This window comes from Bradyrhizobium sp. CSA112 (genome assembly GCF_029051645.1).
Taxonomy (GTDB): domain Bacteria; phylum Pseudomonadota; class Alphaproteobacteria; order Rhizobiales; family Xanthobacteraceae; genus Bradyrhizobium.
In genome coordinates this window covers 154,570-177,490 of sequence record NZ_JAACFS010000008.1, presented here as the reverse complement: position 1 = coordinate 177,490, position 22,921 = coordinate 154,570, and the positions used below count along the sequence as shown (strand labels likewise).

General features: G+C 63.1%; 17 protein-coding genes. 10 read left to right on the top strand and 7 right to left on the bottom strand.

Annotation, left to right across the window (positions count from 1 at the left end; all coding sequences use genetic code 11):
* The first annotated feature begins 683 nt into the window (after positions 1-683).
* From GWE18_RS17580 to GWE18_RS17555, 6 genes are all read left to right on the top strand, one after another.
* Positions 684-2,039 carry an N-acetylmuramoyl-L-alanine amidase gene (locus GWE18_RS17580; RefSeq protein ID WP_275186948.1) on the top strand — a complete coding sequence of 452 codons (1,356 nt, stop codon included), beginning with the start codon at positions 684-686 and terminating at the stop codon, positions 2,037-2,039.
* Between the two features lie 243 nt (positions 2,040-2,282).
* The gene (locus tag GWE18_RS17575; RefSeq protein ID WP_275186947.1) at positions 2,283-4,793 is read left to right on the top strand and encodes a penicillin-binding protein 1A; all 2,511 of its coding nucleotides are present in this window, start codon (positions 2,283-2,285) and stop codon (positions 4,791-4,793) included.
* A gap of 127 nt (positions 4,794-4,920) precedes the next feature.
* A protein-coding gene (gene prfB, locus GWE18_RS17570) for a peptide chain release factor 2 (protein ID WP_156438336.1) occupies positions 4,921-6,052 on the top strand; the annotation gives its coding sequence in 2 pieces (ribosomal slippage) (positions 4,921-4,989 and positions 4,991-6,052; 1,131 coding nt in all).
* Positions 6,053-6,125: 73 nt separating this feature from the next.
* The gene (locus GWE18_RS17565) at positions 6,126-7,064 is read left to right on the top strand and encodes a DMT family transporter (protein WP_275186946.1); all 939 of its coding nucleotides are present in this window, start codon (positions 6,126-6,128) and stop codon (positions 7,062-7,064) included.
* A gap of 53 nt (positions 7,065-7,117) precedes the next feature.
* Positions 7,118-7,801 (top strand): XRE family transcriptional regulator, encoded by a 684-nt coding sequence (locus tag GWE18_RS17560; RefSeq protein ID WP_275186945.1) that lies wholly within the window; start codon positions 7,118-7,120, stop codon positions 7,799-7,801.
* Positions 7,798-8,295 carry a hypothetical protein gene (locus GWE18_RS17555; protein ID WP_275186944.1) on the top strand — a complete coding sequence of 166 codons (498 nt, stop codon included), beginning with the start codon at positions 7,798-7,800 and terminating at the stop codon, positions 8,293-8,295. The genes GWE18_RS17560 and GWE18_RS17555 overlap by 4 nt, the downstream gene beginning before the upstream one ends.
* A gap of 38 nt (positions 8,296-8,333) precedes the next feature.
* On the opposite strand, the gene GWE18_RS17550 is transcribed toward GWE18_RS17555, so the two are convergent.
* Complete coding sequence (locus GWE18_RS17550; RefSeq protein ID WP_275186943.1) at positions 8,334-10,496, bottom strand: carbamoyltransferase C-terminal domain-containing protein; 2,163 nt, start codon at positions 10,494-10,496, stop codon at positions 8,334-8,336.
* Positions 10,497-10,683: 187 nt separating this feature from the next.
* Between GWE18_RS17550 and GWE18_RS17545 the strand changes: the two genes are divergently transcribed.
* Positions 10,684-11,907: an ABC transporter substrate-binding protein gene (locus GWE18_RS17545; protein ID WP_275186942.1), complete on the top strand. Its 1,224-nt coding sequence runs from the start codon at positions 10,684-10,686 to the stop codon at positions 11,905-11,907.
* Positions 11,908-11,949: 42 nt separating this feature from the next.
* On the opposite strand, the gene GWE18_RS17540 is transcribed toward GWE18_RS17545, so the two are convergent.
* Positions 11,950-12,399 (bottom strand): SRPBCC family protein, encoded by a 450-nt coding sequence (locus GWE18_RS17540; RefSeq protein ID WP_275186941.1) that lies wholly within the window; start codon positions 12,397-12,399, stop codon positions 11,950-11,952.
* Positions 12,400-12,688: 289 nt separating this feature from the next.
* A complete protein-coding gene (locus tag GWE18_RS17535; protein ID WP_275186940.1) occupies positions 12,689-13,213 on the bottom strand; it encodes a hypothetical protein in 525 nt (174 codons plus the stop codon).
* A gap of 114 nt (positions 13,214-13,327) precedes the next feature.
* On the opposite strand from GWE18_RS17535, the gene GWE18_RS17530 reads away from it, so the two are divergent.
* Together GWE18_RS17530 and GWE18_RS17525 are read left to right on the top strand one after the other, a co-directional pair.
* Positions 13,328-14,197, top strand: coding sequence for a DUF6502 family protein (locus GWE18_RS17530; RefSeq protein WP_275186939.1), 870 nt, complete (start codon positions 13,328-13,330; stop codon positions 14,195-14,197).
* The gene (locus GWE18_RS17525; protein ID WP_275186938.1) at positions 14,197-15,360 is read left to right on the top strand and encodes a DUF5666 domain-containing protein; all 1,164 of its coding nucleotides are present in this window, start codon (positions 14,197-14,199) and stop codon (positions 15,358-15,360) included. Before GWE18_RS17530 ends, GWE18_RS17525 begins: the two co-directional genes overlap by 1 nt.
* A gap of 44 nt (positions 15,361-15,404) precedes the next feature.
* Here the strand turns inward: GWE18_RS17525 and GWE18_RS17520 are convergent, their stop codons facing one another.
* Positions 15,405-16,760, bottom strand: a complete 1,356-nt coding sequence (locus tag GWE18_RS17520) for a M23 family metallopeptidase (protein ID WP_275186937.1) — start codon at positions 16,758-16,760, stop codon at positions 15,405-15,407.
* 100 nt (positions 16,761-16,860) lie between these two features.
* Positions 16,861-17,607, bottom strand: coding sequence for a peroxiredoxin (locus GWE18_RS17515; RefSeq protein WP_275186936.1), 747 nt, complete (start codon positions 17,605-17,607; stop codon positions 16,861-16,863).
* Between the two features lie 216 nt (positions 17,608-17,823).
* On the opposite strand from GWE18_RS17515, the gene GWE18_RS17510 reads away from it, so the two are divergent.
* Complete coding sequence (locus GWE18_RS17510; protein WP_275186935.1) at positions 17,824-21,504, top strand: DUF3971 domain-containing protein; 3,681 nt, start codon at positions 17,824-17,826, stop codon at positions 21,502-21,504.
* A gap of 71 nt (positions 21,505-21,575) precedes the next feature.
* Here the strand turns inward: GWE18_RS17510 and GWE18_RS17505 are convergent, their stop codons facing one another.
* Both GWE18_RS17505 and bla read right to left on the bottom strand, forming a co-directional pair.
* On the bottom strand, positions 21,576-21,830 hold the full coding sequence (locus tag GWE18_RS17505) for a hypothetical protein (protein ID WP_275186934.1): 255 nt from the start codon (positions 21,828-21,830) through the stop codon (positions 21,576-21,578).
* Positions 21,831-22,005: 175 nt separating this feature from the next.
* On the bottom strand, positions 22,006-22,899 hold the full coding sequence (gene bla / locus GWE18_RS17500) for a class A beta-lactamase (RefSeq protein ID WP_275186933.1): 894 nt from the start codon (positions 22,897-22,899) through the stop codon (positions 22,006-22,008).
* Between the last annotated feature and the right edge of the window lie 22 nt (positions 22,900-22,921).

Genomic DNA, 22,921 nt, shown 5'->3' with positions numbered 1-22,921 from the left:
TGCATGGCGCGCGCAAATTGCGCGGCCCGGTGACGCGACGGTCCACCTGATTCGGGGGTGAGGGGAAGGCCAAAACGCACTTCTTGGCGCCGCGCCGAACGGGGGCCCACCAGAGCGATGCGACGTGCGAAGCTTTCGCCTCGCGTCGGCGCGATCGTTCCGTGGATCTTGGTCGGCAATACAGTCTGGCGCATCATGCGTCGGCCCGTCTGAACATGTTGGCGGAAAAGGATACCGCCGTATTTATCGCTGAAGGCCCGGTTCGGCGCCTAAACGCCCGCCGGCCATCGCATATCGGACCGTTTTTGGTCCGGATAATCAGTTTTGCCGTGTCTCAAACCGTCCCTGGAAAGGACCTGGGATCGGACGCCGCTCGGGCTCGAAACCGCCGCTCTCCGTGTCAGCCGCGCGCGGCGCTGGCCGTGGAGGGGTCGGGAAAGACGCAGGTTCCTCCGGCTTCGAAGGTTCCGGCGCTGCACCGGGAGGCTGAACGCGACACAACCGGGAGTATTAGCCGTCAGCACTTCGTACATACGTGGATTGGGGGCTGCGTGCAAGGGAAGCATCATGGAACCGTCGCAGTGCGGCAACACTCGCTGCTTTTCGCCGATCTGGCCTTAAGGTCCAATTAACCCTGTGGTCCTAATGCGGTAAGGGAAGGCTCCTCCGGAGGCACCGAATCGTTGGCGAGCCGCGCAAATCACCTTGTTTTGCTGGGACACGGCCTGTTGTGCGCCGCAGCATTGCTATGCACCCAGCTGGTCAGCCCCAGCATGGCCCAAGCACCGGTTTATCAAGGACCGGCTACTCAAGCCGCCATCCCCAGCCCGGCGGCAGTATCGAATTTCCCCGTCGCGTCTGACGCTCGCCTGGCTGGCGATGCCAAACAGACCCGTTTTGTGCTCGATCTCGACAAGGCAGTCCAGTTTCGCGCCTTCACGCTGGCAGATCCCTATCGCGTGATCGTCGACCTTCCGCAGATAAGTTTCCAGCTTCCTGCGGGGATCGGAGTCGCGGGGCGGGGGCTGGTCAAGGCGTTCCGCTACGGTCTCATCATGCCGGGCGGATCGCGGATCGTGTTCGACCTGACCGGGCCGGCCAAGATCGCCAAATCCTACGTCCTGGAGGCGGCCAACGGGCAGCCGCCGCGGCTGGTGCTTGAACTCGAAGAGGTGGACCGCACCAACTTTGTTCAGTCTCTGGCGCCCGAAAGCCGGCCCGAACTGCGGCCCGCGATCGCCGAGGCCAACGCCGCCGTCGCGCGGGCGGATTCGTCGGCTGCGGCCAAGCCGCCGCAGGCGCCCGACAAGCCGCCGCAAGCGCCCGACAAGCGGCCGGTGATCGTGATCGATCCCGGTCATGGCGGCGTCGATAACGGCACCCAGGCCGGCGGTGCCGACGTCATGGAAAAGAATTTAGTGCTGAGCTTTGGCCTGGCGCTACGCGACCGGATCGAGAAATCGGGCAAGTATCGCGTTGTCATGACCCGGACGGACGATACGTTCGTTGCGCTCGCCGATCGCGTGAAGGTCGCACGCAGCGAAGCTGCCGCACTGTTCATTTCGATCCATGCCGATGCCTTGCCGCGCGGCGAAGGCGACGCCCGGGGCGCCACTATCTACACGCTGTCCGACAAGGCCACCGACTCCGATGCCGAACGATTGGCAGATGCCGAAAACAAGTCGGACGCGATCGCCGGTGTTAATCTCACGGACGAGCCGACCGAGGTCGCCGATATCCTGATCGACCTGGTGCAGCGGGAGACCAAGACCTTTTCAAACCGCTTCGCGCGGACACTAATGGGCGAAATGAAGAATACGGTGCGGATGCACAAGCATCCGCTGAAATCGGCCGGCTTCCGGGTCCTCAAGGCCCCGGATGTGCCCTCGGTCCTGGTCGAGCTCGGCTATGTCTCGAACAAGGGCGACCTTGAGCATCTGGTATCGGAAAACTGGCGGAACCGGACGGTTGGATCGATGGCGCAGGCAATTGATGCGTTTTTAGCCAAACGGCTGGCAACTGCCGGACCGGGCAAGTGAAAAGTCCGGTGCGCATGGGGTAAGAGCAGGCTGAAAAGCATGCCATCCGGTGCACCAAGCCCTAGTTTGGCCACAGCGGCAACGGTATAGAAAATCGACGGCTGGTCTTCGGAATCGGTAAATTATTGTCCGCCGGACCTTTTAGTGTTCGACCGCGTAGCGGCAACTCGTTCGGCTGGATTGCCGTGGCTAGGATAGACGCCGCAGATACCGGCGCACAGGGTTGGAACGGAAACTTCGATAATGCGCTTGCTGGTCCGGTTTTTGGGTTTCCTGTTCGCTGCCGGGACCGTCGTGTTCCTGGTCGGCGTCGCCGGCGTCGCGGGCGCGATCTGGCATTTCTCCAAGGACTTGCCCGACTATTCGCAGCTTCAGGATTACGAGCCGCCGGTGATGACGCGCGTGCACGCGTCTGACGGTGCGCTGCTCGGCGAGTATTCCAAGGAGCGCCGGCTCTATCTGCCGATTCAAGCGGTGCCAAAACTCGTCATCAACGCGTTCCTCGCGGCCGAAGACAAGAATTTTTACGAGCATGGCGGCATCGACTTCACCGGCATGGCGCGCGCGGCCGTCCTCTATGCGCAGAATTTCGGCTCCAATCGTCGACCGCAGGGTGCCTCGACGATCACCCAGCAGGTCGCCAAGAACTTCCTTCTGACCAACGAGGTTTCCTTCACCCGCAAGATCAAGGAAGCCTTGCTGGCGATGCGCATCGAGCGCGCCTATTCGAAGGACCGCATCCTCGAGCTCTATCTCAACGAAATCTATCTCGGCCTCGGCGCCTACGGCATCGCGGCGGCCTCGCTGGTCTATTTCGACAAGTCGGTGAACGAACTCACGATCGCGGAGGCCTCCTATCTGGCGGCGCTGCCGAAGGCGCCTGCGGCGCTGCATCCGGTGCGTAACCGCGATCGCGCGGTCGAGCGGCGCAACTACGTGGTCGATCGTCTGGTAGAAAACGGCTGGATCAAGCAGGCCGATGCCGACAAGGCCCGCAAGGAACAGCTCAACGTCACCACCAGCCGCGGCAACGGCGCGCATATCTTTGCCGGCGAATATTTCGCCGAGGAAGTCCGGCGCGACATTTTTGAGCGCTACGGCGAAAAGAAGCTGTACGAAGGCGGATTGTCGGTCCGTGCCACGCTCGACCCGAAGATGCAGGTGATGGCGCGCAAGGCCATGGTCGCCGGTCTCGTCAAATATGATGAGGCGAGCGGCTGGCGCGGCGCGCCCTCGAAGCTCGATATTTCCGGCGACTGGGGCGTCAAGCTCGCCGACGTCAAATCACTCGGCGACATCTCGCCTTGGCGGATGGCGGTGGTGCTGGAGACATCAGACCAATCGGCGCGGATCGGCTTCCAGCCGGGCCGCGAACTCGGTGGCGCCGTCAGCAAGGCCAGGCAGACCGGCATCATCACGCTCGATGGCGTGCGCTGGGCCAAGGCGGCCTCGGGTCCTACGAGGGGCAAGACGCCGACCTCGGTGGCGCAGGTGCTGTCGCCGGGTGACGTGATCTATGCCGACCCGCTGTTCGACAAGGAAGGCAAGCCGGTCGAAGGCCAGTATCGGTTGCGTCAATTGCCGGAAGTTTCGGGCGCGATGGTTGCCATGGATCCGTGGACCGGCCGTGTGCTGGCGATGGTCGGCGGCTTCTCGTTCGACCAAAGTCAGTTCAACCGCGCGACCCAGGCCTATCGGCAGCCGGGCTCGTCGTTCAAGCCGCTGGTCTATTCGGCGGCGATGGACAACGGTTATACGCCGTCAACCGTCGTGGTCGACGCGCCGATTGAAATCGACCAGGGGCAGGGCGTCGGCGTCTGGCGCCCGGAAAACTATTCCTCCGGAAAATACCAGGGACCGGTCACGCTACGCAACGCTCTGCGGAATTCGCTGAATACGGTGACGGTGCGGCTGGCCCAGGACATCGGCATGCCCTTGATCGGCGAGTATTCCAAGCGTTTCGGAGTCTACGACGAGTTGCCGAACTATCTGTCCTATGCGCTCGGCGCCGGCGAAACCACGGTCATGCGGATGGTCACGGCCTATTCGATGTTCGCCAATGGCGGTCGCCGCGTGAAGCCTACCCTGATCGATCGCATTCAGGACCGCTACGGCCGCACCATCTTCAAGCATGATGCCCGCGAATGCCGCGGCTGCGACGCACCCGGCGGCTGGAAGAATCAGGTTGAGCCGCAGCTCGTTGACCGCCGCGAGCAGGTGCTCGATCCGATGACGGCCTATCAGATCACCTCGATGATGGAGTATGTGGTGCAGGCCGGCACCGCGACGGTGGTCAAGGAAGTCGGCAAGCCGATCGCCGGCAAGACCGGCACCACCAACGATGAAAAGGACGCCTGGTTTATCGGCTTCTCGCCGGACCTGGTGGTCGGCATCTATGTCGGCTTCGACAAGCCGCGCAATCTCGGCCGCGGCATGACCGGCGGTCATCTGGCCGCCCCGATCGCCAAGGACTTCCTGAAGCTGGCGCTTGCCGATAAGCCGGCGACTCCCTTCAAGGTACCTGCTGGCATCAAGCTCGTCCGCGTCGATGCCAAGAGCGGCATGCGCGCCGGACCGGGCGAGGGTGGCCGCACCATCCTGGAAGCGTTCAAGCCGGGCACCGCGCCGCCGGATAATTACTCCGTGATCGGGGTCGCCGATGCGGACGGCCGGATGCCGCAGGGATACCCGCAAGGCTACCAGCAGCCCGACGCCGGCAACATCATGCGTCCGGGAACCGGCGGGCTTTACTAGCCGATTGCGCTTTGCGGCGGACGCCGCTACATCCGACGCCTCAGACAAGACAAAGCCCGGTTCTGATTTGCTCAGAACCGATCAGGCTCTATCCAGTAGCGGTTCCGACCGCAGATCAGAGAGACCTATGCGCGCCGAAGTCGAACGCCTCGTTGAAGAGATCAAGCAGTCAGTCGGGCTGCTGAGGAGGCATCTTTGACGTCGAGAAATCCACGGCTCGCCTCGCCGAGCTGAACAAGCTCGCCGAAGATCCCAATCTCTGGAACGATCCCCAGAAGGCCCAGAAACTGATGCAGGAGCGCACCTCGCTGGTGGATGCGCTGGAGGGCATCGGCAAGGTCGAGCGTGAGCTCGACGACAATGTCGAGATGATCGCGCTCGGCGAGGCCGAGAACGATGAAGGCGTCGTGGTCGAGGCCGAGAACGCGCTGAAGGCCCTGAAGAAGGAAGTCGCCCGCCGCGAGCTGGAAGCGCTGCTATCGGGCGAGGCCGACCGGTTCGATTCTTATCTTGAAGTGCATGCCGGCGCCGGCGGCACCGAAAGCCAGGACTGGGCCGCGATGCTCTTGCGCATGTATACGCGCTGGGCGGAGAACCACGGCTTCAAGATCGAATATCTGGAAGAAACCCTTGGCGAAGAAGCCGGCCTCAAATCCGCGACCATCCAGATCAGCGGGCACAACGCCTATGGCTGGCTGAAGACGGAGGCGGGCGTGCACCGTCTGGTGCGGATCTCGCCGTTCGATTCCAATGCGCGCCGGCACACCTCGTTCTCGTCCGTCGCGATCTTTCCGGTGGTCGACGACTCGATCAAGATCGACATCAAGGAATCGGATGTGCGCACCGATACCATGCGCTCGGGCGGCGCCGGCGGGCAGCACGTCAACAAGACCGAATCCGCGGTGCGCCTGACGCATATTCCGACCGGCGTAGCGGTGGTCTGCCAGGCCGGCCGCTCGCAGCACAAGAACCGCGCCCAGGCCTGGGACATGCTGCGCGCGCGGCTCTATGAAATCGAACTGAAAAAGCGCGAGGAACAGGCCGCTGCCGATCAGGCCGCCAAGACCGATATCGGCTGGGGCCACCAGATCCGTTCCTACGTGCTGCAGCCCTACCAGATGGTGAAGGACCTGCGCACCGGCGTGCAGACCTCGGATACGTCGGGCGTGCTCGACGGCGACCTCGACGAGTTCATGGCGGCAACCCTGGCGCAGCGCGCATTCGGCACCGCGCCCGGCCAGGTCGAGGACGTCGACTAGCTGTATCCGGAAATCGGGTGGCAAAGTCCGGCGCGGCTGACTAGAGCCTTTTGCCTCCCGGACCTGAGCCGCAATGACCGCAAAAGACTCATCGATCGACGCCCGCGACTGGTCGCTGCTCGGCCTGCTCTCGATCCTCTGGGGTGGGTCGTTCTTCTTCAACAGCGTGGTGCTGAAGGAATTGCCGCCGTTCACGGTGGTGTTTTTGCGCGTCGCGCTCGCGGCGATCATGCTGCTGCCGCTGTTGTGGTTCTACCGCATCCGCTTCCCGGCCGGCCTGTCGGGCTGGCGGCCGTTTATCGCGATCGGGCTTCTCAACAACGTAGCGCCATTCTCGTTGATCGTGGTCGGGCAGACCTATATCCCGGGCGGGCTGGCCTCGATCCTGAACGCGACCACGCCGCTGTTCACCGTGGTCGTGATGGCAGTGGCGGGTGAGGAAAAGCTGTCTGCGCGGCGGATCGCGGGCGTCATCGCAGGCTTGATCGGCGTGATCATTCTCCAGGGCGGCCGGTTTGGATTGGAGAGCGGGCAGGGCCTCGGCATTCTGCTCTGCCTTGCGGCCGCCTTCTCTTACGGACTATCGGCGCTGCTGGCGCGACGGCTGCTGTCAAACTCGCCGCCGCTCGGCACGGCGACGTTTCAGATGCTGGCCTCGGCCGCGATGATGACCGTCGTGGCCGCATTCATTGACCGTCCCTGGCAGTTGCCGATGCCGGGGACTGCGACATGGCTCGCCGTGACCGGCCTCGCCGGCTTGTCGACGGCGCTGGCCTATATCGTGTTCTTTCAGATCCTGCGGCGCTCCGGCGCCACCAATGTCATGCTGGTGACGCTGCTGATACCCGTGACTGCGATCCTGCTGGGCGTCCTGGTACTCGGCGAGCAGATTTCGCCGCGTGAAATCGCGGGCGCGCTTGTGATCGGCAGCGCGCTGCTCGTGATCGACGGCCGCGTGCTGAAGTTTCTCGAACGTTGGTTCGCCCGTGCAGGCAACGCGAGGCCAACTTGACATTTGCCTATACAGCAATATGATTTGCCTTATAAGCAAATGAGGGGAGTAGCGTGGTTTCGGTAGAAGCTGGCCGGCGCGCCCGCGAGGCGGCTCGCCTTGCCGCAATTGGAGCCGTCATTCGCAGGGCCCGCTCGGCGCGCGGTTTGACGCTCGATGAACTCGCCGGAATGGTCGGCCTATCGGCGACATTTCTCTCGCGGATCGAGCGCGGACTCATCGCGTGTTCGATCGGTAATCTCCTGGAAATTGCCGGCGTCCTTCAGTTGCTGCCGGCCGAATTGTTTGCCGACATCGAAGGAGAGGACCGGACGCGCGCGTATCGCGTGGTGCGGTCAATCGATGCCGTTCCACCGAAGGGCGCTGATGCAAATTATGCCTGGCGCAAGCTGGCTTCGGGCATTGGCGAGCAGCGGCTGGAGGCTTTCCTGCTCGAATTGTCGGCAAAACCACGCAAGCCGACGCTGGTCGCGCATCCAGGCGAAGAAATGTGTTTTGTCCTCGAAGGCAGTGTCGAATTTCAGGTGGGCGACGAAACCATCACGCTGGAGCGCGGCGATTCGATTCATTTGCGCTCAGACGTACCGCATATGGCATGGGCGCGCGGATCCGACAGTGCGCGCCTGCTCATGGTGACATCAATCGAAAATCAGTCGGCCATCGCGGTTGAGTGGTGGAGCAATATTGCGGGCAGGAAAAGCGAACGAGAGAGCACGGCAAAAGGGAGAGCAAAATGAGTGCTGTCAGGAGCAAGGAGATTCCCGATACCGCGGCCGCTAATGCGGAACTGACGACTGCGCGCGAAGCGTCGCGAAAGGATCACAAGCCTTACGAGGCGCGCCATTTCGACGAAGCCGAATGGGAGACGATCCGCTGGCCGGGAGAAACAGGCAAAATGCTTTTTCATCCGCGACCGGAACGGCCGACCGAACCGAACGCGGGAATTCTGCGGCTTGAGCCCGGCGCCTATCACCCCGAGCACTATCATGGCTTCGCGCAGGTCTGGCACATCCTGAAAGGCGAGTTTTCAATCGACGGAACGCTGCATGGTCCGGGAACGGTGCTATTCCATCCCGACCCGCACTTTGAAGGCGAATTCCGCACCGAGACGGGCGGGGAGATATTCATCGTCCAGTATCCTGGTCCGACGACCGGTGAGCGCCCGATCTATAGCGGCCGGTTCAACATGGCGGAACGCAAGGCTGTTGCGAGCGAACGCGTCGATCTCTGAACCGGTGGATCACCCGATCTCAGGGAAGAAGCGAATTATCAGGCAGGCTGGCTGGAAGCTGATGCCTTCCAGTCAGCAAGCCAGTTTCTGAACCTTCCGCTGTCGCGCTCGCCGCCATGCCAGGCCGCGTGCACGGTGCCGTCGTCGGCAACCATGATGACGGCATCGAGCCCTTTTGAGCGGCGCAGCGTGTCGATCGCCTGCTGCGGCGTTTGCGCGATGGGACCTGCGACATTGAATGAGGTGTTGACGGACAGTTCGACGCCGATATGGCGCCCGAGCGCCTTCAGATAGGCGTAGGTGAGGGGATCGTCGCCTGCGCGCACGATCTGGATGCGGCCGGTGCCGTCGGCATGAATGACCGCCGGAATTTTTTCGCGGGCATGCGGCTTCGAATGCGCCGTCAGCACCATGTAATTGTAGGCGTTGTAGCCGCCATCCGCGGCGCCGGGCAGCAGTTCGAAATACTGTTGTGCCGCCTCCAGCGTCGCCATCGGTGCCAGCGGGCGAATGGCCTCGCGGTATTTGACGCGCTCGTTGAGGCGCTCGCGCGCTTTGGGGTCGCAGGGGTTGGCGAGGATCGAACGGTGGCCGAGCGCACGGGGGCCAGTTTCGGCCGCCCCCTGATACAGCGCGATAACGCCGCTTTGCGCCACCATGAATGCCATCAGGTCGGCGATCGCGTCGAGGCCGTCAGAGGTCGAGATATCGCCGATCCGTTGCGAGGCGATGTCATCAGCCCCGACGGCGCGGACGATGTCGTCTTGCGATGGCGGCGTGCCGCAATAGAAGGCGTGCGTCATCGGCGCACCGCGCGGCGCGCCCGCCAGATGCGCAAACAGCCAGGCGGCGCCGATGGTAACGCCGGGATCGCCGGGAACCGGCGGCACCCACAGATGGAGCCGCGCATTGCGCTGCTGCGCCTCGGCGAACCAGGCCTCATTGAAATGCTCGAGCAATCGCATATTGCCGACCGCGTTCAACGCCACGCCGCCGGTCAGGACCAGCCGGCGGGCGCCGGTGACGCGTAACAGATGGTCGACGACGTGGATCATGGCGTCTTCGAACACCAGTTGGGTCGCGGCCGCCTTGTCGAGGCGGTCTTTGGTGTCGGGGCGGTGATGGATGTCCTCGACACGCAGCACCGCATCCGGATTCCAGAGCTGGTCCGGCCTGAGCGGTTCGCCGAGGATATCGGTGAGCGCCTGCTTGTAGGGATGATCGAAGGGGTCGCAATACCAGTTGGCCATTGCACGATTAAGCCTGATATCGCCGTTGCTGCCGAAATGCAGCACGTCTCGCAACCGCGCATAATAGGGATTGCTCGCACGGTCCATGTCACCCCACGCGGCGGCGCCCATGTATCGGCCCTCGCTGGAAAGCCAGGTCCAGCCGCCCTGCGTCGACGAGATCACGCTGTAGAACGCGCCGAGTGAATCGAACATGCTGTCGTTGCAGTAGAGCTGGCGCAGCGCGCCGTTCTCGACGACGTAAAGCGAGATTGAGCCCTGGTCGCCGGTGCCGTCGAGCACCGCAACCGCCGTTGGTTCACTGTCATCGGTGAACGGCGAGGCCGCATAGGAAAACCAGGCATGGTTGTCATGATGCGGCAGGCAGATCAGCGGCACGCGCTCGGCAAGTCCGAGCTGGCGCGCGAGGATCTTCGGTGTCCGCGTCATCTGGTCGAGGCGGCGGCCGTCGAAGCCGGCGGCCTCGGTGGTGCGCGCGAGCTTAAAGCTCTGCGGCAATTCCTCCAGCACCGAGCGTGCCAGCGTGCCGGCGAGCGTCGGGTAATCCCAGCTCGTGAGCCAGGCATCGATATCGCCGATATCGCGGCCCATGCCTCGCAGCGTCGCCACCGCAGCGTCGATCGACAGCTTCGGATATTCGGTCGTGTGCTTGTTGCCGGAAAAGCGCTCTTCCTCGTTGCTGACGATCAGCCGTGGCCCTTCCGCCTGCGTCACCTCGACCAGCGCCAGGCCTGAATTATGCGTGCCGGGTGCGCCGAGGCCAGCGAGATAGACGGCTTCGCCTCGCGCGAGCTTCTCGCGAACATGCGCAATCTGCGCGTCGGCGAAATCAGATCCGAGTTGGTGAAATCCCGCAAGCCCCATGGTCTTCGCCGCCAGCCAGCGTGCGAAGCGGAAACCCCCGGCCGCGAGCCTGGGGTGTCGCGGACCAATTCGTGTGTTCTGTTTCAATCCTGTCCAACCTCTGGGCCTTGCAATTACGCCAAGTCATGGCGCCATCCGCATCAATCACAATTTGCGCCGGGCAACAATGCTGTTTCGTCATGCGGAATAAGCACATGCTTGCAAGCGTTGCAGCGGCTTGCGAGACTTCGTCAAAACAGGATCTGGTCAGAACAAGAAACGACGGGAGAAAACGATGCCGGTTCGCTTGCAGAACCTTGGTGCCCTGACGGCGTTCGCCGTCGCTGCAATGGTCGCCACCACGGCCGACGCACAGAAGAAATATGATCCCGGCGCCAGCGATACCGAAATCAAAGTCGGCAACATCATGCCCTATAGCGGCCCGGCGTCGACGTATGGCACGATCGGCAAGGCGCAGGCGGCCTATTTCAACAAGGTCAACGCTGAAGGCGGCATCAACGGCCGCACGATCAACTTCATCAGCTATGACGACGCCTTCAGTCCACCGAAAGCCGTCGAGCAGGCGCGCAAGCTGGTGGAAAGCGACGAGGTGCTCCTGATCTTCCAGCCGCTCGGTACGCAGTCGAACTCGGCGACCCAGAAATACATGAACGCCAAGAAGGTGCCGCAGCTCTTTGTCGCGACCGGCGCCACCAAATGGGGCGATCCGCAAAATTTTCCGTGGACGATGGGCTGGCAGCCGAACTACCAGAGCGAGGGCCGCATCTACGCCGCCTACATCCTGAAGAATTATCCCAACGGCAAGATCGCCGCACTCTGGCAGAACGACGACGCCGGCAAAGACCAGATGAAGGGATTGCGCGACGGCCTTGGTGACAAGGCCAGCATGATCATCGCCGACAAGTCTTATGAGGTCCAGGATCCCACCATCGACTCGCAGATCGTGGCGCTGAAGGATTCCGGCGCCAATATCCTCGTGACCTGGGCGGCGCCCAAGGGCGCGGCGCAGGCGATCCGCAAAGTCGCCGAGCTCGGCTGGAAGCCGGTCTATTTCCTCGGCAACGTCTCGACCTCGGTAGCAACGGTGCTGAAGCCCGCGGGTCTCGACAATGCCAAAGGCATCATCTCGACGGCCTACCTGAAGGACCCGACCGATCCATTGTGGAAGGACGATCCGGGCATCAAGACCTGGATCACCTTCATGGAGAAATATTTCCCCGACGGCGACAAGACCAACAATAATAACATCTACGGCTATGCAACGGCGCAGACCATGGTCCAGGTGCTGAAGCAGTGCGGCGACAACCTCACCCGTGAGAACGTGATGAAGCAGGCCGCGAACCTGAAGGATTTCACCAGCGACGTGCTGCTGCCGGGTATCAAGATCAACACGGCGCCGAATGATTTCTTCCCGATCGAGCAGATGCAGTTGATGAAGTTCAACGGCGAGGCGTGGGAATTGTTCGGCGACACCATTACGGGCGAGGTCGGGCATTAGAGGATAAGGCACCACAGCGTGGTGCCTCTCCTCAGGCCGTTACTATTCCGGAATATCCGGCTCCACGAGTGACGCGAGCTGGGAAAGCGATTGTTGCCAGCCGAGATAGCAGGCTTCGACCGGAATCACCGTCGGCAGGTTTGTCTGTTCGATGTTGATTTCGGTACCGACCGACACTGCCTTGAGGGTCACGGTGACCTCAATAACGCCGGGCAGATTGGGATCGTCGAAGCGATCGGTGTAGCGGATACGCTCGTTTGGGACGATCTCCAGATATTCTCCGCCGAACGAATGGCCCGCATTCGTGGTGAAATTCGTGAACGACATCCTGAATGTGCCGCCAACCTTCGCCTCCAAATGGTGGACCTTGCAGGTGAAGCCGTAGGGCGGCAGCCACTTGGCCATGGCTTCCGCGTCGAGGAAGGCGCGAAAAACCTTCTCCGGCTTGGTGGCGAAGACACGGTGCAAACGAACGGTATTGCCTTGGGACATGACGTTACTTTCTCCATTACTGAGCGGAGTATATCGGAGGATTTGGTTGGGTTGGCTCAGTCTCTGCCCCAAGGACGCCTGGCCTCCCTGCGAGCCGACACGGGGCCCAAAAAATTTCACCGACGCGGGCGCGCGCCGGTTCCACGTTAGGTGACTGTGGAACGGCGAGGTTAGAAGCGCGACGCCGGCCAGTCCCATTGCACCGAGTGCGTCCTGCCAAACAGGTCGGGATAGTGGATATGAAGCACCGACAGGCGCCGGGCGGTGTGGTGTACTGGGATCAGACAGCTCATTGATCTTGGGTTTGCTCTTCGCGGGGGCGTTCGATCCGCCTGTTCAGGAATTTCTGAATCTCGGAGATGTCGAACTCGATCTTCTCGGATCGCGCCGGCGCCTGTGATTCGAGCTCGACCACCACACGCTTGCCGCCGTGTGACGTGGCGACGATAGCGACGGATGTCGTGTCCGCGTTGGCTCTCAGCGCGTCATGCACGCGACTAGCATATTCGCCAGCCCGCAGGACGTTGAGACCGAAGGCAAGCAACCGGCCATAGACGTAGAGTGCGAGCAGATCGGTTTCGTCGAAGGTGCGGGGAGAGCCGGGGGCAGTACCCGGCAGGCAGGGGTAACCACCGATAGCGATCGTCAAGATGAAGTCGTCATAGGAGACGTCCGCCGTCCTGCACGCATCCGCCAGCCACAAGTCAAAGCACATAGAACTATCACCGTTGGTTAACCCACCGTCGCGCCTGTCGCGCTCGGTCAGGACATCGCTGGTGGTGGAGGCGGAAACTCGGACCGAACGGCCAGACATGCGTCGATTTCCCCGCGGTTGACGGTTTTTAATATGTGGGAATATTTCACACGTCAATCATGATTCAGAAAAATGTGGGATTGTGTCCCACGCCGCGTGCCGGTACAATTTGCCATGAATGCCAAATCCGGGATTTCGAAGCCGGCCTCGCACCAGCCGAACGCCGCGGCGAAGCTGCATGCGCCGCTGGCGCGGCTATTGCGTCCGCTGGTCCGGCTTTGCATCCGCAGCGGCATGACATTTCCGGCACTGGCGCAGTTGTTGCGCGAGCTCTTTGTCAACGTCGCCGAGCACGACTTCGAGCTGGAGGGCAAGGAGCAGACCGACAGCCGCGTCAGCCTGCTCACCGGGATCCATCGCAAGGAGGTGGCACGGTTGCGCGGCGCTGGCGCGCCGGTCCATGAGGCGCCGACCACGCTGTCGCGCACCAGCGCGATCATCGCGCGCTGGCTCGCCGCGCCTGAGTTCACCGATGCGAAAGGCGAGCCGCTGCCGCTGCCGCGCACCGCGGAAGGCGACGCGCCGTCGTTCGAGCAGCTCGTCGAGTCCATCACAAAGGACGTGCGCCCGCGCGCGGTGCTTGACGAATGGCAGGATCGCAAGCTCGTCACCATCAATGGCGACGATGAGATCGTGCTGGTCGACACCGGCTTTGTGCCGCGGGGCGACGACGATCGCAAATGGCACTATCTCGGCCGCAACCTACATGATCACGTTGCGGCGGCAGCGGAGAACGTTTCCGGGCCGGCGCCGCGCTTCCTCGAACGCGCAGTGCATTACGACGGTCTCTCGCCGAAATTGGCGAAACGGCTGGAGGCGCGCTCGCGCGAACTTGCGATGGAGGCATTGAAGGTCGCGAACCGCGAAGCCAACCGCGCGCTGGCCAAGGACAAGGGCGGCAACAGCCGGTGGAATTTCGGCGTCTACATCTATTCCGAAGATCCGGACGGTGCGGCTGATGATGCAGGTGAAGGCGGTCAGTGATGACGAAGCCCCCAATCATCACGCGTCGCTTGCTGCTGGCGGGATTTTGGCTCGCCGGAACGTCCCCACTATGGGCACAGGTCAAGCGCGGCAACGACCAGGGCATCGGTGGCACCGGGATCTCGCGCGGCGATGATCACGGGATCGGCGGCACCGGCATTGTCGGCGTCATCCAGCGTTTCGGCAGCATCTTCGTCAACGGCGAGCGCATCGGCTACGCACCGGACGTGCCGGTGAGGATCGACGGCGAGGCTGCGTCAGTGAAGGCGTTGCGGATCGGGCATGTTGCGCGCGTCGTGGCGCAGCGCCAGTCGAACGGCACGCTGACCACCAGGCGCATCGACGCGGTCAGCGAAGTCATAGGGCCGATTGAAAGTATCAAGGGCGGCGAGATGACCGTCCTCGGCCAGAACGTCGTGTCGACGGGTCGTGAAAGCTGGCGTCGCGTTGGTACGCAAGTGGCTGTCTCAGGGCTTCGGCGCACCGACGGCGTGATTGTCGCAAGCCTGGTCGAGCAGCGTCGCAACGTCACCACGCGTGTGACGGGACCGTTGGAACGGGGTCGCGACGGCTTGAGGATCGGTGGCTTGCGGCTCGGCGGCGTCGATGCCGCGCTGGTTGGTCAACGCGTTCAGGTCGAAGGAAGTATTCTGCAAGGCACAATGCAGGTCGCGCGCGCGAGAGCCGATGACCTCTCTGATTTGTCCGGCGCCACGCGCTTGTCGATTGAAGCTTATGTGCGGCGCGTCGGTCCCAATCTGCAGCTCGGTTCAGGATATGTGGCGCGCGACACGTCGCGCTTCGAGCCGGGCAAGGACATGCGCGTGGTGGTGAATGCCGTTCGCGATGGCGTCCAGGGTTTGCGCGTTGAATCGGTCCAGTCGGTAAGTCATTTCCCGGGATCTTCGATGCAGGGTCCGCCCGGGCCCGATCGGACACCCGGCGGAGCGCCAGGGCACAGTGGTGGCGGTGGATCCAATGTCCCCGGTGGCAGCCGCCCTGATGCGCACGGCGGGCGCGGCGGCCACGGAGGCCTCGGTCCAGGCGAGCCCCCAGGCGGCGGTCCCCCCGGACTAGGCGGCGTTGGCCCTCCGGGAGGCGGTCCTGGTGGCTTCGGCGGCGGTCACGGTGGCGGCGGCTTCGGCAGAGGCGGGCGACACTGACGGCTGGTCTCAGCGTGGCGCGGGCTTCTTTCGGAGATGAGCTCTCAGCCCGCGCTCAACCTGACGCCCGCGCGCAAAAACTTCTGCGGGTCGACCGCGTCGCCGTCGATCCGCGTTTCATAATGCAGATGTGGGCCGGTGGAGCGGCCGGTCGAGCCGACGGCGCCGATCACCTGGCCGATCCTGACGGCGTCGCCGACCCTGACGTGAATTTCCGACAGATGGCCATAGCGGGTCGACAACCCGTTGCCATGATCGATCTCCACCATGCGGCCGTAACCGCCCATCCATCCCGATGAGACGACCTTGCCGTTCGCGGTGGCGCGCACGGGATCGCCGGTGGCGGCGCGAAAGTCGAGACCGGTGTGCATGGCCGGGCGGCCGAGGAACGGATCGCTGCGAACACCGAAGCCCGAGGTGAATTCGACCTCGCCGACAACGGGCTTGCGATAGGGGACCAGCGCCAGCGTCGCGTTGAGGCGCTGCATCTGGGCACGGGTGACGTTGATCCGGTAGAGCTGGCGCTCGAACGTGCCGGCGTCGGCCGAAAGCTTCACCGGCACGAACGGGCCGCCGATGGCGGAACGAGGCGTTGCCGCTTCGAGCTGCGCCATGTCGAGGCCGAGATCGGTGAACACGCCGCGCATGCGGCGGAGGCGCGATTCCATGCCGTCCTCGACCGAGCTCAACGCCGCCATCTGCCGCCGCTCGACCGAATCGAGCGAGGTCTGCAGACGGACCAGAACGTTGTCGATGCCCTGAACCTTGGCGAACTGATTTGGCTGCGGCTTGATGACGATGGGCGCGCGCGATTCCAGTCGCGCTTCGCGATCCGGCGGCGCCACGAAGATGACGGTGTCGCTGATCGGGGAGGGTTTCAGGGTGCCGGAAGCCGGCGTCTCCGAGGCCGCGCCGCGGGCCGGAGGCCGAAGCGAACCGGTGGCCGCGCTATCCGGAATCGCGCCAAGCGCAGTGGCGCGCGATTCGAGCGCGGTCTGGCGGCGCATGATCTGGTCGAGCTTCTGGTCGAACTGTTCCTGATCGAGCAACTGGCGGCTGGTGGTGCGGTCGACCTTGGCGCGTAGCTCCGCAATTCGGTCTTCATAGGCGTATTGCATCTCGGCCTGACGGGAGATCAGCCGGGTCAGGACGTCGTCGCGGAACGCGAAATAGGTGGCGGTCGCCGCCGACCACATGCCGAGCAGCACGATTGTGCCGACAACGATCCAGAACACGACAGGGCCGAACCGGACCTGCTTGCCGGCATGGACGATGGTGTAGCCGTCGGCGTCCAGTGCTGCGGCCTTTGCCGCATGGGGGGCGGGACGCCGGGGCGGCGTCCGGCCGTGGTCATGGGGATGGTGGTGATCGGAATAATGATGACCGGAACGGTACGACATCGGCACTCCCGCGCCGGTCGGACACCAATTCCGTACGGCTCAATTTGCGGTGCCGATTTGACCCTTTCATGGTTAATTTTTGGGAAATGGAACCTGCCAATCACATGGCGCGGACGGCGGCCAGCACCTCGTCGGCATGGCCATCGACCCGCACATTGCGCCAGATCTTGGCGATCCGCCCGTCGGCGCCGATCAGAACCGTCGTTCGAATGATTCCCATGAAGCTCCTGCCGTACATCGATTTTTCGCCCCAGGCGCCATAGGCCTCCAGCATCTCATGTTGCTCATCTGAGATCAGAGGAACCGAAAGCTGATGCTTGCTGCGGAAGGATTCCTGGGCCTTTACGGTGTCGGCCGAGATGCCGAGCACCGCGGCTCCCTCTTCGGCAAACGCGCTGCTCAGCCGCGTGAAGTCGATCGCCTCCCGGGTGCAGCCCGGGGTATCGGCCCTGGGGTAGAAAAACAGCACCAGTTTCTTGGCCGCATAGTCGGCCAGCGAGACGCTGCCGCCGCCATCGCGCGGCAGGCTGAAGCCGGGAGCCATTGCGCCCTCGACCAGTCCGGTTCCGGTAGCCGGTTTGGGCGGGACCGATAGATTGGATTTTAACTGTTTCGATGGCGGCTTGTGCGACGCTTTGACCGACGCGGATTTGGCCGTCTTGTCCGGTTTTCCGACGGCCGCCTTGGTAGCCGTCGTGGCGGCGGTTTTGGCTACCTTGGCGGCAGGCTTTTTGACCGATGCCGCAGCACGGCGGCCAGCAGTCTTGGCCACGGATGGTTTGCGGGCGGGCGTCTTGCGGCTTTTGGGGGATGGCTTGGAGGATTTCTTGCGCGTTTTCTTGGACATACGCCTTCCTTTCGTCGCTTTCCGCAGATCAACCATTAGGGTATTGCGGGTCTCGCCCTTGACCGTCGGATTCGCTCCGGCTGCTGGGCAACTTTGATGACCCCGGAGTATGGTTACAAGGAATTCGACGCTACACCCGTCCGCTCGTCGATGGGGCCGCCCAATGAATCCTTGGGCCCGACCACGAGTAACAGTATTAATCGAGGATTGGCAGCGATGCCGGCACAGGAGCGCTCGATACGAATCGAAGAGCGCGCCGTTGGCGGCGATCAACCTCAGCGCCGGCACCGAGAGGCAATGGCTAGGAATACTTCGCCCAAGGGGTCGAATCCGGGTGCCGAGGCCCACATCTCTCAGTGGGATGATGCGGCCGGCTGGGATCAAGAGCCTGACGAGGCGGCGCGCCATCGGACAAAGCGGCTGTTGTCGCGTTCCAATTCCAGATTCCATCGGCTGGGCGACAGGTTTGCAGGGCTGCAGCGCTGGCTGACCGGCGAGCGCTGGGTCAAGCGCGTGGCGATTGTAATCGCCGTACTGGCCGTGATTTTCATCGGCTGCTTCGGCGGGCTGTGGTGGCGGCTCGGCGCCGGGCCGATCAATCTCGACGTGGCGACGCCCTGGCTCGCAGCCGCCATCGAAGAAAATATCGGGCACGGCAATACGGTTGCGGTCGGCGGTACGCAGATCGAGCGGGCCGGTCGGATTCGAATCGCGGTGCGCATCCGTGACATCGTGGTCCGCGATCGCGATCAGGTTGTCGTCGCCACCGCGCCGAAGGCCGAGGTGAAACTATCAGGCACCGCGCTTCTGCTGGGGCGGCTGCGCGCTGAAAGCCTCAATCTGGTCGACGCCGAACTCGCCGTGCGAATCACGCCGGACGGCCAGGTGACGGTGTCTGCCGGCGACACCGCCAAGCCGCTGGCGACGGGCGTCGCCTCCAAGCGCGATGCCGGCATGGCGCCGACATTCCCGCGCCAGGCGCCCGCACCCGCCCAGGGCTCGGCGGCGACGGCTCCCGACACGACGCAGAGCGGATTGCTGGCCGGCCTGGACTGGCTCGACAGCCTCAGCCTGACCGGCCTCGACGGACAGAATCTGAACGAGATCGGCCTCAAGAACGGCAATCTCGTTGTCGACGACCAGCAGCGCGGCAACAAATGGACGTTCGAGAATATCAGCCTCAGCATGCGCCGGCCGCGCGGCGGCGGGGTCGCGGTAAGCCTTGGCGAGGAGGGCGCGCACCCATGGTCACTCAAGGTCGCGGTCGGCCCGCAGCAGAACGGCGTGCGGTCGGTCGATCTTCGCGCCGACAAGGTACCGGCCGCCAATATTCTGCTGGCGATGCGGGTCAAGGATCTGACCTACAGCGCGGAATTGCCGCTCTCCGGCGAGCTGAAGGGCGAATTGGGCCGCGACGGCCTGCCGACCTATTTCCGCGGCAAGATCAGCGCCGGCGCCGGCAACCTCATTGATACCGATACGCCTGACTATCCGATGGCGATCGATTCGGCCGAGGTGAGCGTCGAATGGGATTCCGGACGTCGTGTGCTGGTCGCGCCCTTCAAGGTCGTTTCCGGCGCGAACCGGATCACGCTGCTCGCCCATCTCGAACCGCCGAACGGCGCCACCACCGAATGGCAGGCGGGCTTTAGCGGTGGCACGATTCTGCTGGCGGGCACCGACAATGAACCGCCGCTGATCTTCAACCGTATCAACATCGGCATGCGCTTCGACACCGACCGGAAACGGGTGCTGCTCACCCAGGCCGATATCAGCAACGGCGAGATCGGCATCGCCGGTACCGGCAGCATCGACTATGCGAACGAGGCGCGGCTCCAGCTTGGTTTCGCGGGAACGCCGATGTCGGCATCCGCACTGAAGCGGATGTGGCCGATCCTGATCGTGCCCGAAGTGCGCGAATGGGTGATCGAGCGGATCGAGCGCGGCACGCTCCAGCGCATCGAGGTCGGCGTCAATTCGCCGGTGCGCAATTTGTCGCGCAAGGGGCCGCCGATTCCGGACGATGGTCTGGCCGTCAACATCGTAGCCTCCGGCGTCACGGCGCGTCCGGTCGATGACATGCCCGCGGTCCGCGATGCGGACTTGAAAGCGCGGGTTACCGGGCGAACGGCAACGGTGACGATCGGGCAAGGGATTGCCGACACGCCCGCCGGGCGCAAGATCAACATTTCCGATTTCACGTTCGAGGTGCCGGACATGGCGCCGAAGCCGTCGCCCTCGCGGGTGAAGTTCAGGGTGGATTGTCCGGTGCCGGCGGCGGCCGAGATTCTGGCTTCCGACCGCATCAGCGACGTATCAGGCAATCTGATCGATCCGAATTCCAGCAAGGGCAACGTTACCGCTACCGTCTTGCTCGGCATGCCCGTCAAGGGCTCAATGACCAAAGCCGATACCACCTACACCGTCACGGCCGACATCGGCGGATTTGCCGCCGACAAGCTCGTGATGAACCAGAAGCTGGAAGCCAATACGCTGAAGGTGGTCGCCAACAACGCCGGCTATCAGGTGAGGGGCGACGTCAAGATTAATGGGCAGGCGGCCTCGCTCGACTATCGCAAGCCGAACGAGGGCGACGCCGATATCAGGCTGCAGGCCACGCTTGACGACGCCAGCCGTGCACGCCTCGGGATCGACCTTGGATCTGCCGTGAGCGGCGCAATTCCGATCAAGGTGATCGGCAAGATCGGCGAGAATGACAGCCGCGTCGGCATCGAGGCCGATCTGACCTCGCTACGGCTCGACAACATCCTGCCGGGTTGGGTCAAGGTGCCCGGCAAGTCGGGCAAGGCGACGTTCACTGTGGTGAAGAAGGAACAATCGACGTTGTTCCAGGACATCGTGGTCGAAGGCGGCGGCGTTTCGATCAAGGGATCGCTCGAAGTTGACCAGAATGGCGACCTGCTGATGGCGAGCTTCCCGACCTACGCCCCGTCGGATGGCGACAGGACCACGCTGAAGGCCGAACGCGGCGCCGACGGCGTCGTGAAGGTCACGATGCGCGGCGACGTGTTCGACGGCCGCGGCTTCCTCAAATCGGCGATCTCGGGCAAGGACTCCGATCCCAAGAACAAGTCCAGGAATATCGACCTCGACATCGACCTCAAGCTCGGCGCGGTGGCAGGCTTCAACGGTGAGGCGTTGCGCAGCGTCGATAGCAAGTTCTCCCGCCGCAACGGCATTGTCCGAAACTTTACGCTGTCCGGCAAAGTCGGGCGCGACACGCCTCTGACCGCCGATCTGCGCGGCCGCGGGCAGGGGCATGGCCGGGACATCATTATCCTGCAGAGCAACGATGCGGGCGCCTTCTTACGCTTCACTGACATGTACTCCAAGGTAATTGGTGGCCAGCTCTCGCTCGCGATGGAGCCGCCGACGGTCGAACCGAGCGCCAAGGAAGGCCTGATCAACGTCCGCGACTTCTCCATCAAGGGTGAGGCTTCGCTCGACCGAGTGGCCGCAGGTGGCTCTTCTGGCACTCAGAGCGGCGTTTCCTTTACCGCGTTGCGGGCCGAATTCACCCGGCAGAATGGACAGCTCACGATCCGCGATGGTGTCGTGAAAGGACCGATGGTCGGGGCAACGATCGAAGGCAGCATCGATACCGTGGCCAATCAAGTTCGCATGAGCGGCACCTTCGTTCCGATGTATGGATTGAACAACATGTTCGGTCAGATTCCCGTGCTCGGCCTGTTCCTCGGCGGCGGCAGCAACGAGGGCCTGATCGGCGTCACCTATGAAGTGGTTGGCACGCCGGGCCAGCCGGTACTTCGCGTCAATCCGATTTCGGCGGTGATGCCCGGTGTGTTGCGGAAGATCTTCGAGTTCAATACCGGCAAGCAGAACAACACTCCGGTCGAATTGCCGCCGAACAATTAGGCAGGCCGCGTCGCAGGTTGGTGGATGATCGAATGGAAGCTTCGGGATGGGAAGCTTTCTCTCGGTAGAATTCACTGCTCTGGTCTGCTCGCCAGACATGGATCCAGCAGGACATGGTTGACGTCGCGTCGTCGATATCCGCCTCTCACGATGACCCTGTCGCCAACCGCTAGGCCGTTGGATTGGTAGGTCACGCACATGATCCTGATATCCGGCGGTGAGCACAGCACGAGATACCACAAGACTTGATCCGTCTGCACCGCCGTGAGGTTGCCGACCACCGAGAGATCGATCCGGTAGTCGCGTTCAGGAATGCCATCCGCCATCCGCCTGACATCCTTGCAGTCGGCCGGCATCCGCGCGGGCTGCTCCGCTACGGAAAATGCCGGCCGGTCGGCAAATATATCGTTCGACGCGATTGACGGAGTCGAGCTCGGCACTGCAAAGCACAGGACAATGGTTGCTACCGATAATCCGCCAGTTGCTGCGTGCATTCAGCACCTAGCCAGAGGCCATGGCCGAGACCGCCCGCGCGACCGAAGCCAAAATGGCGTTTTGCTGCGCGGCAGAAACGGTGGCGCCAGTCAGATAGGCGGTGATCACGATGGGCGCCTTGCGGGGTGGCCAGATCACAGCAACGTCATTGTTGGTGCCTCGGGCACCAGTACCGGTCTTGTCGCCGACGCGCCAGTCTTTCGCAAAACCTGCACGCAGTCGGGCGTCGCCGGTCTTGTTGGCGACCAACCATGCCGTCAGTTGCTCGCGCGATGCCGCCGATAGCGCTTTAGTCCCAAGGATCAGCGCTTGCAAATTCGAAGCCATCGCATTCGGTGTCGTGGTATCGCGGAGATCGTCGGGCAAAGCCTCGTTGAGCGAGGGCTCATCCCGGTCCAGCCGCGTGACTTGGTCGCCGAGGCTCCGCACGAAGGCCGTCAGCCCCGGCGGTCCGCCGATGCCGGCAAGCAGGAGATTGCCGGCCGTGTTGTCGCTCAACGTCACCGCCGCTTCGCAAACCTCGGCGAGCGTCATGCCGTCGCCGCCGACGCGCTTCTCGGTTACGGGTGAGTACACGATGAGTGCGGATGCGTCGAAGGTTATGCGCCGCGTCAATTGTTCCTTGCCGGCATCTACCCGCGCCAGGATCGCGGCGGCTGCCAGCATCTTGAAGGTGCTGCACATCGGAAAGCGTTCGTCACCCCGGTGGACATGACGAGCACCCGTTGCCGTGTCCAGGACGCAAACACCGAGCCGGCCGCCGCTCTCGCGCTCCAGACGCCTGATTTCGTCGATCAGTCGTTGATTTGCGGTCGACGCACATATCGCTTGCCGGCCGCTCAGCGCAGTCGTTATCAGCGCTGCACCGCATCCAAGCTGGAACTGTCTTCTGGTGATCACTTTCGAATCCCTCCGTATTGCG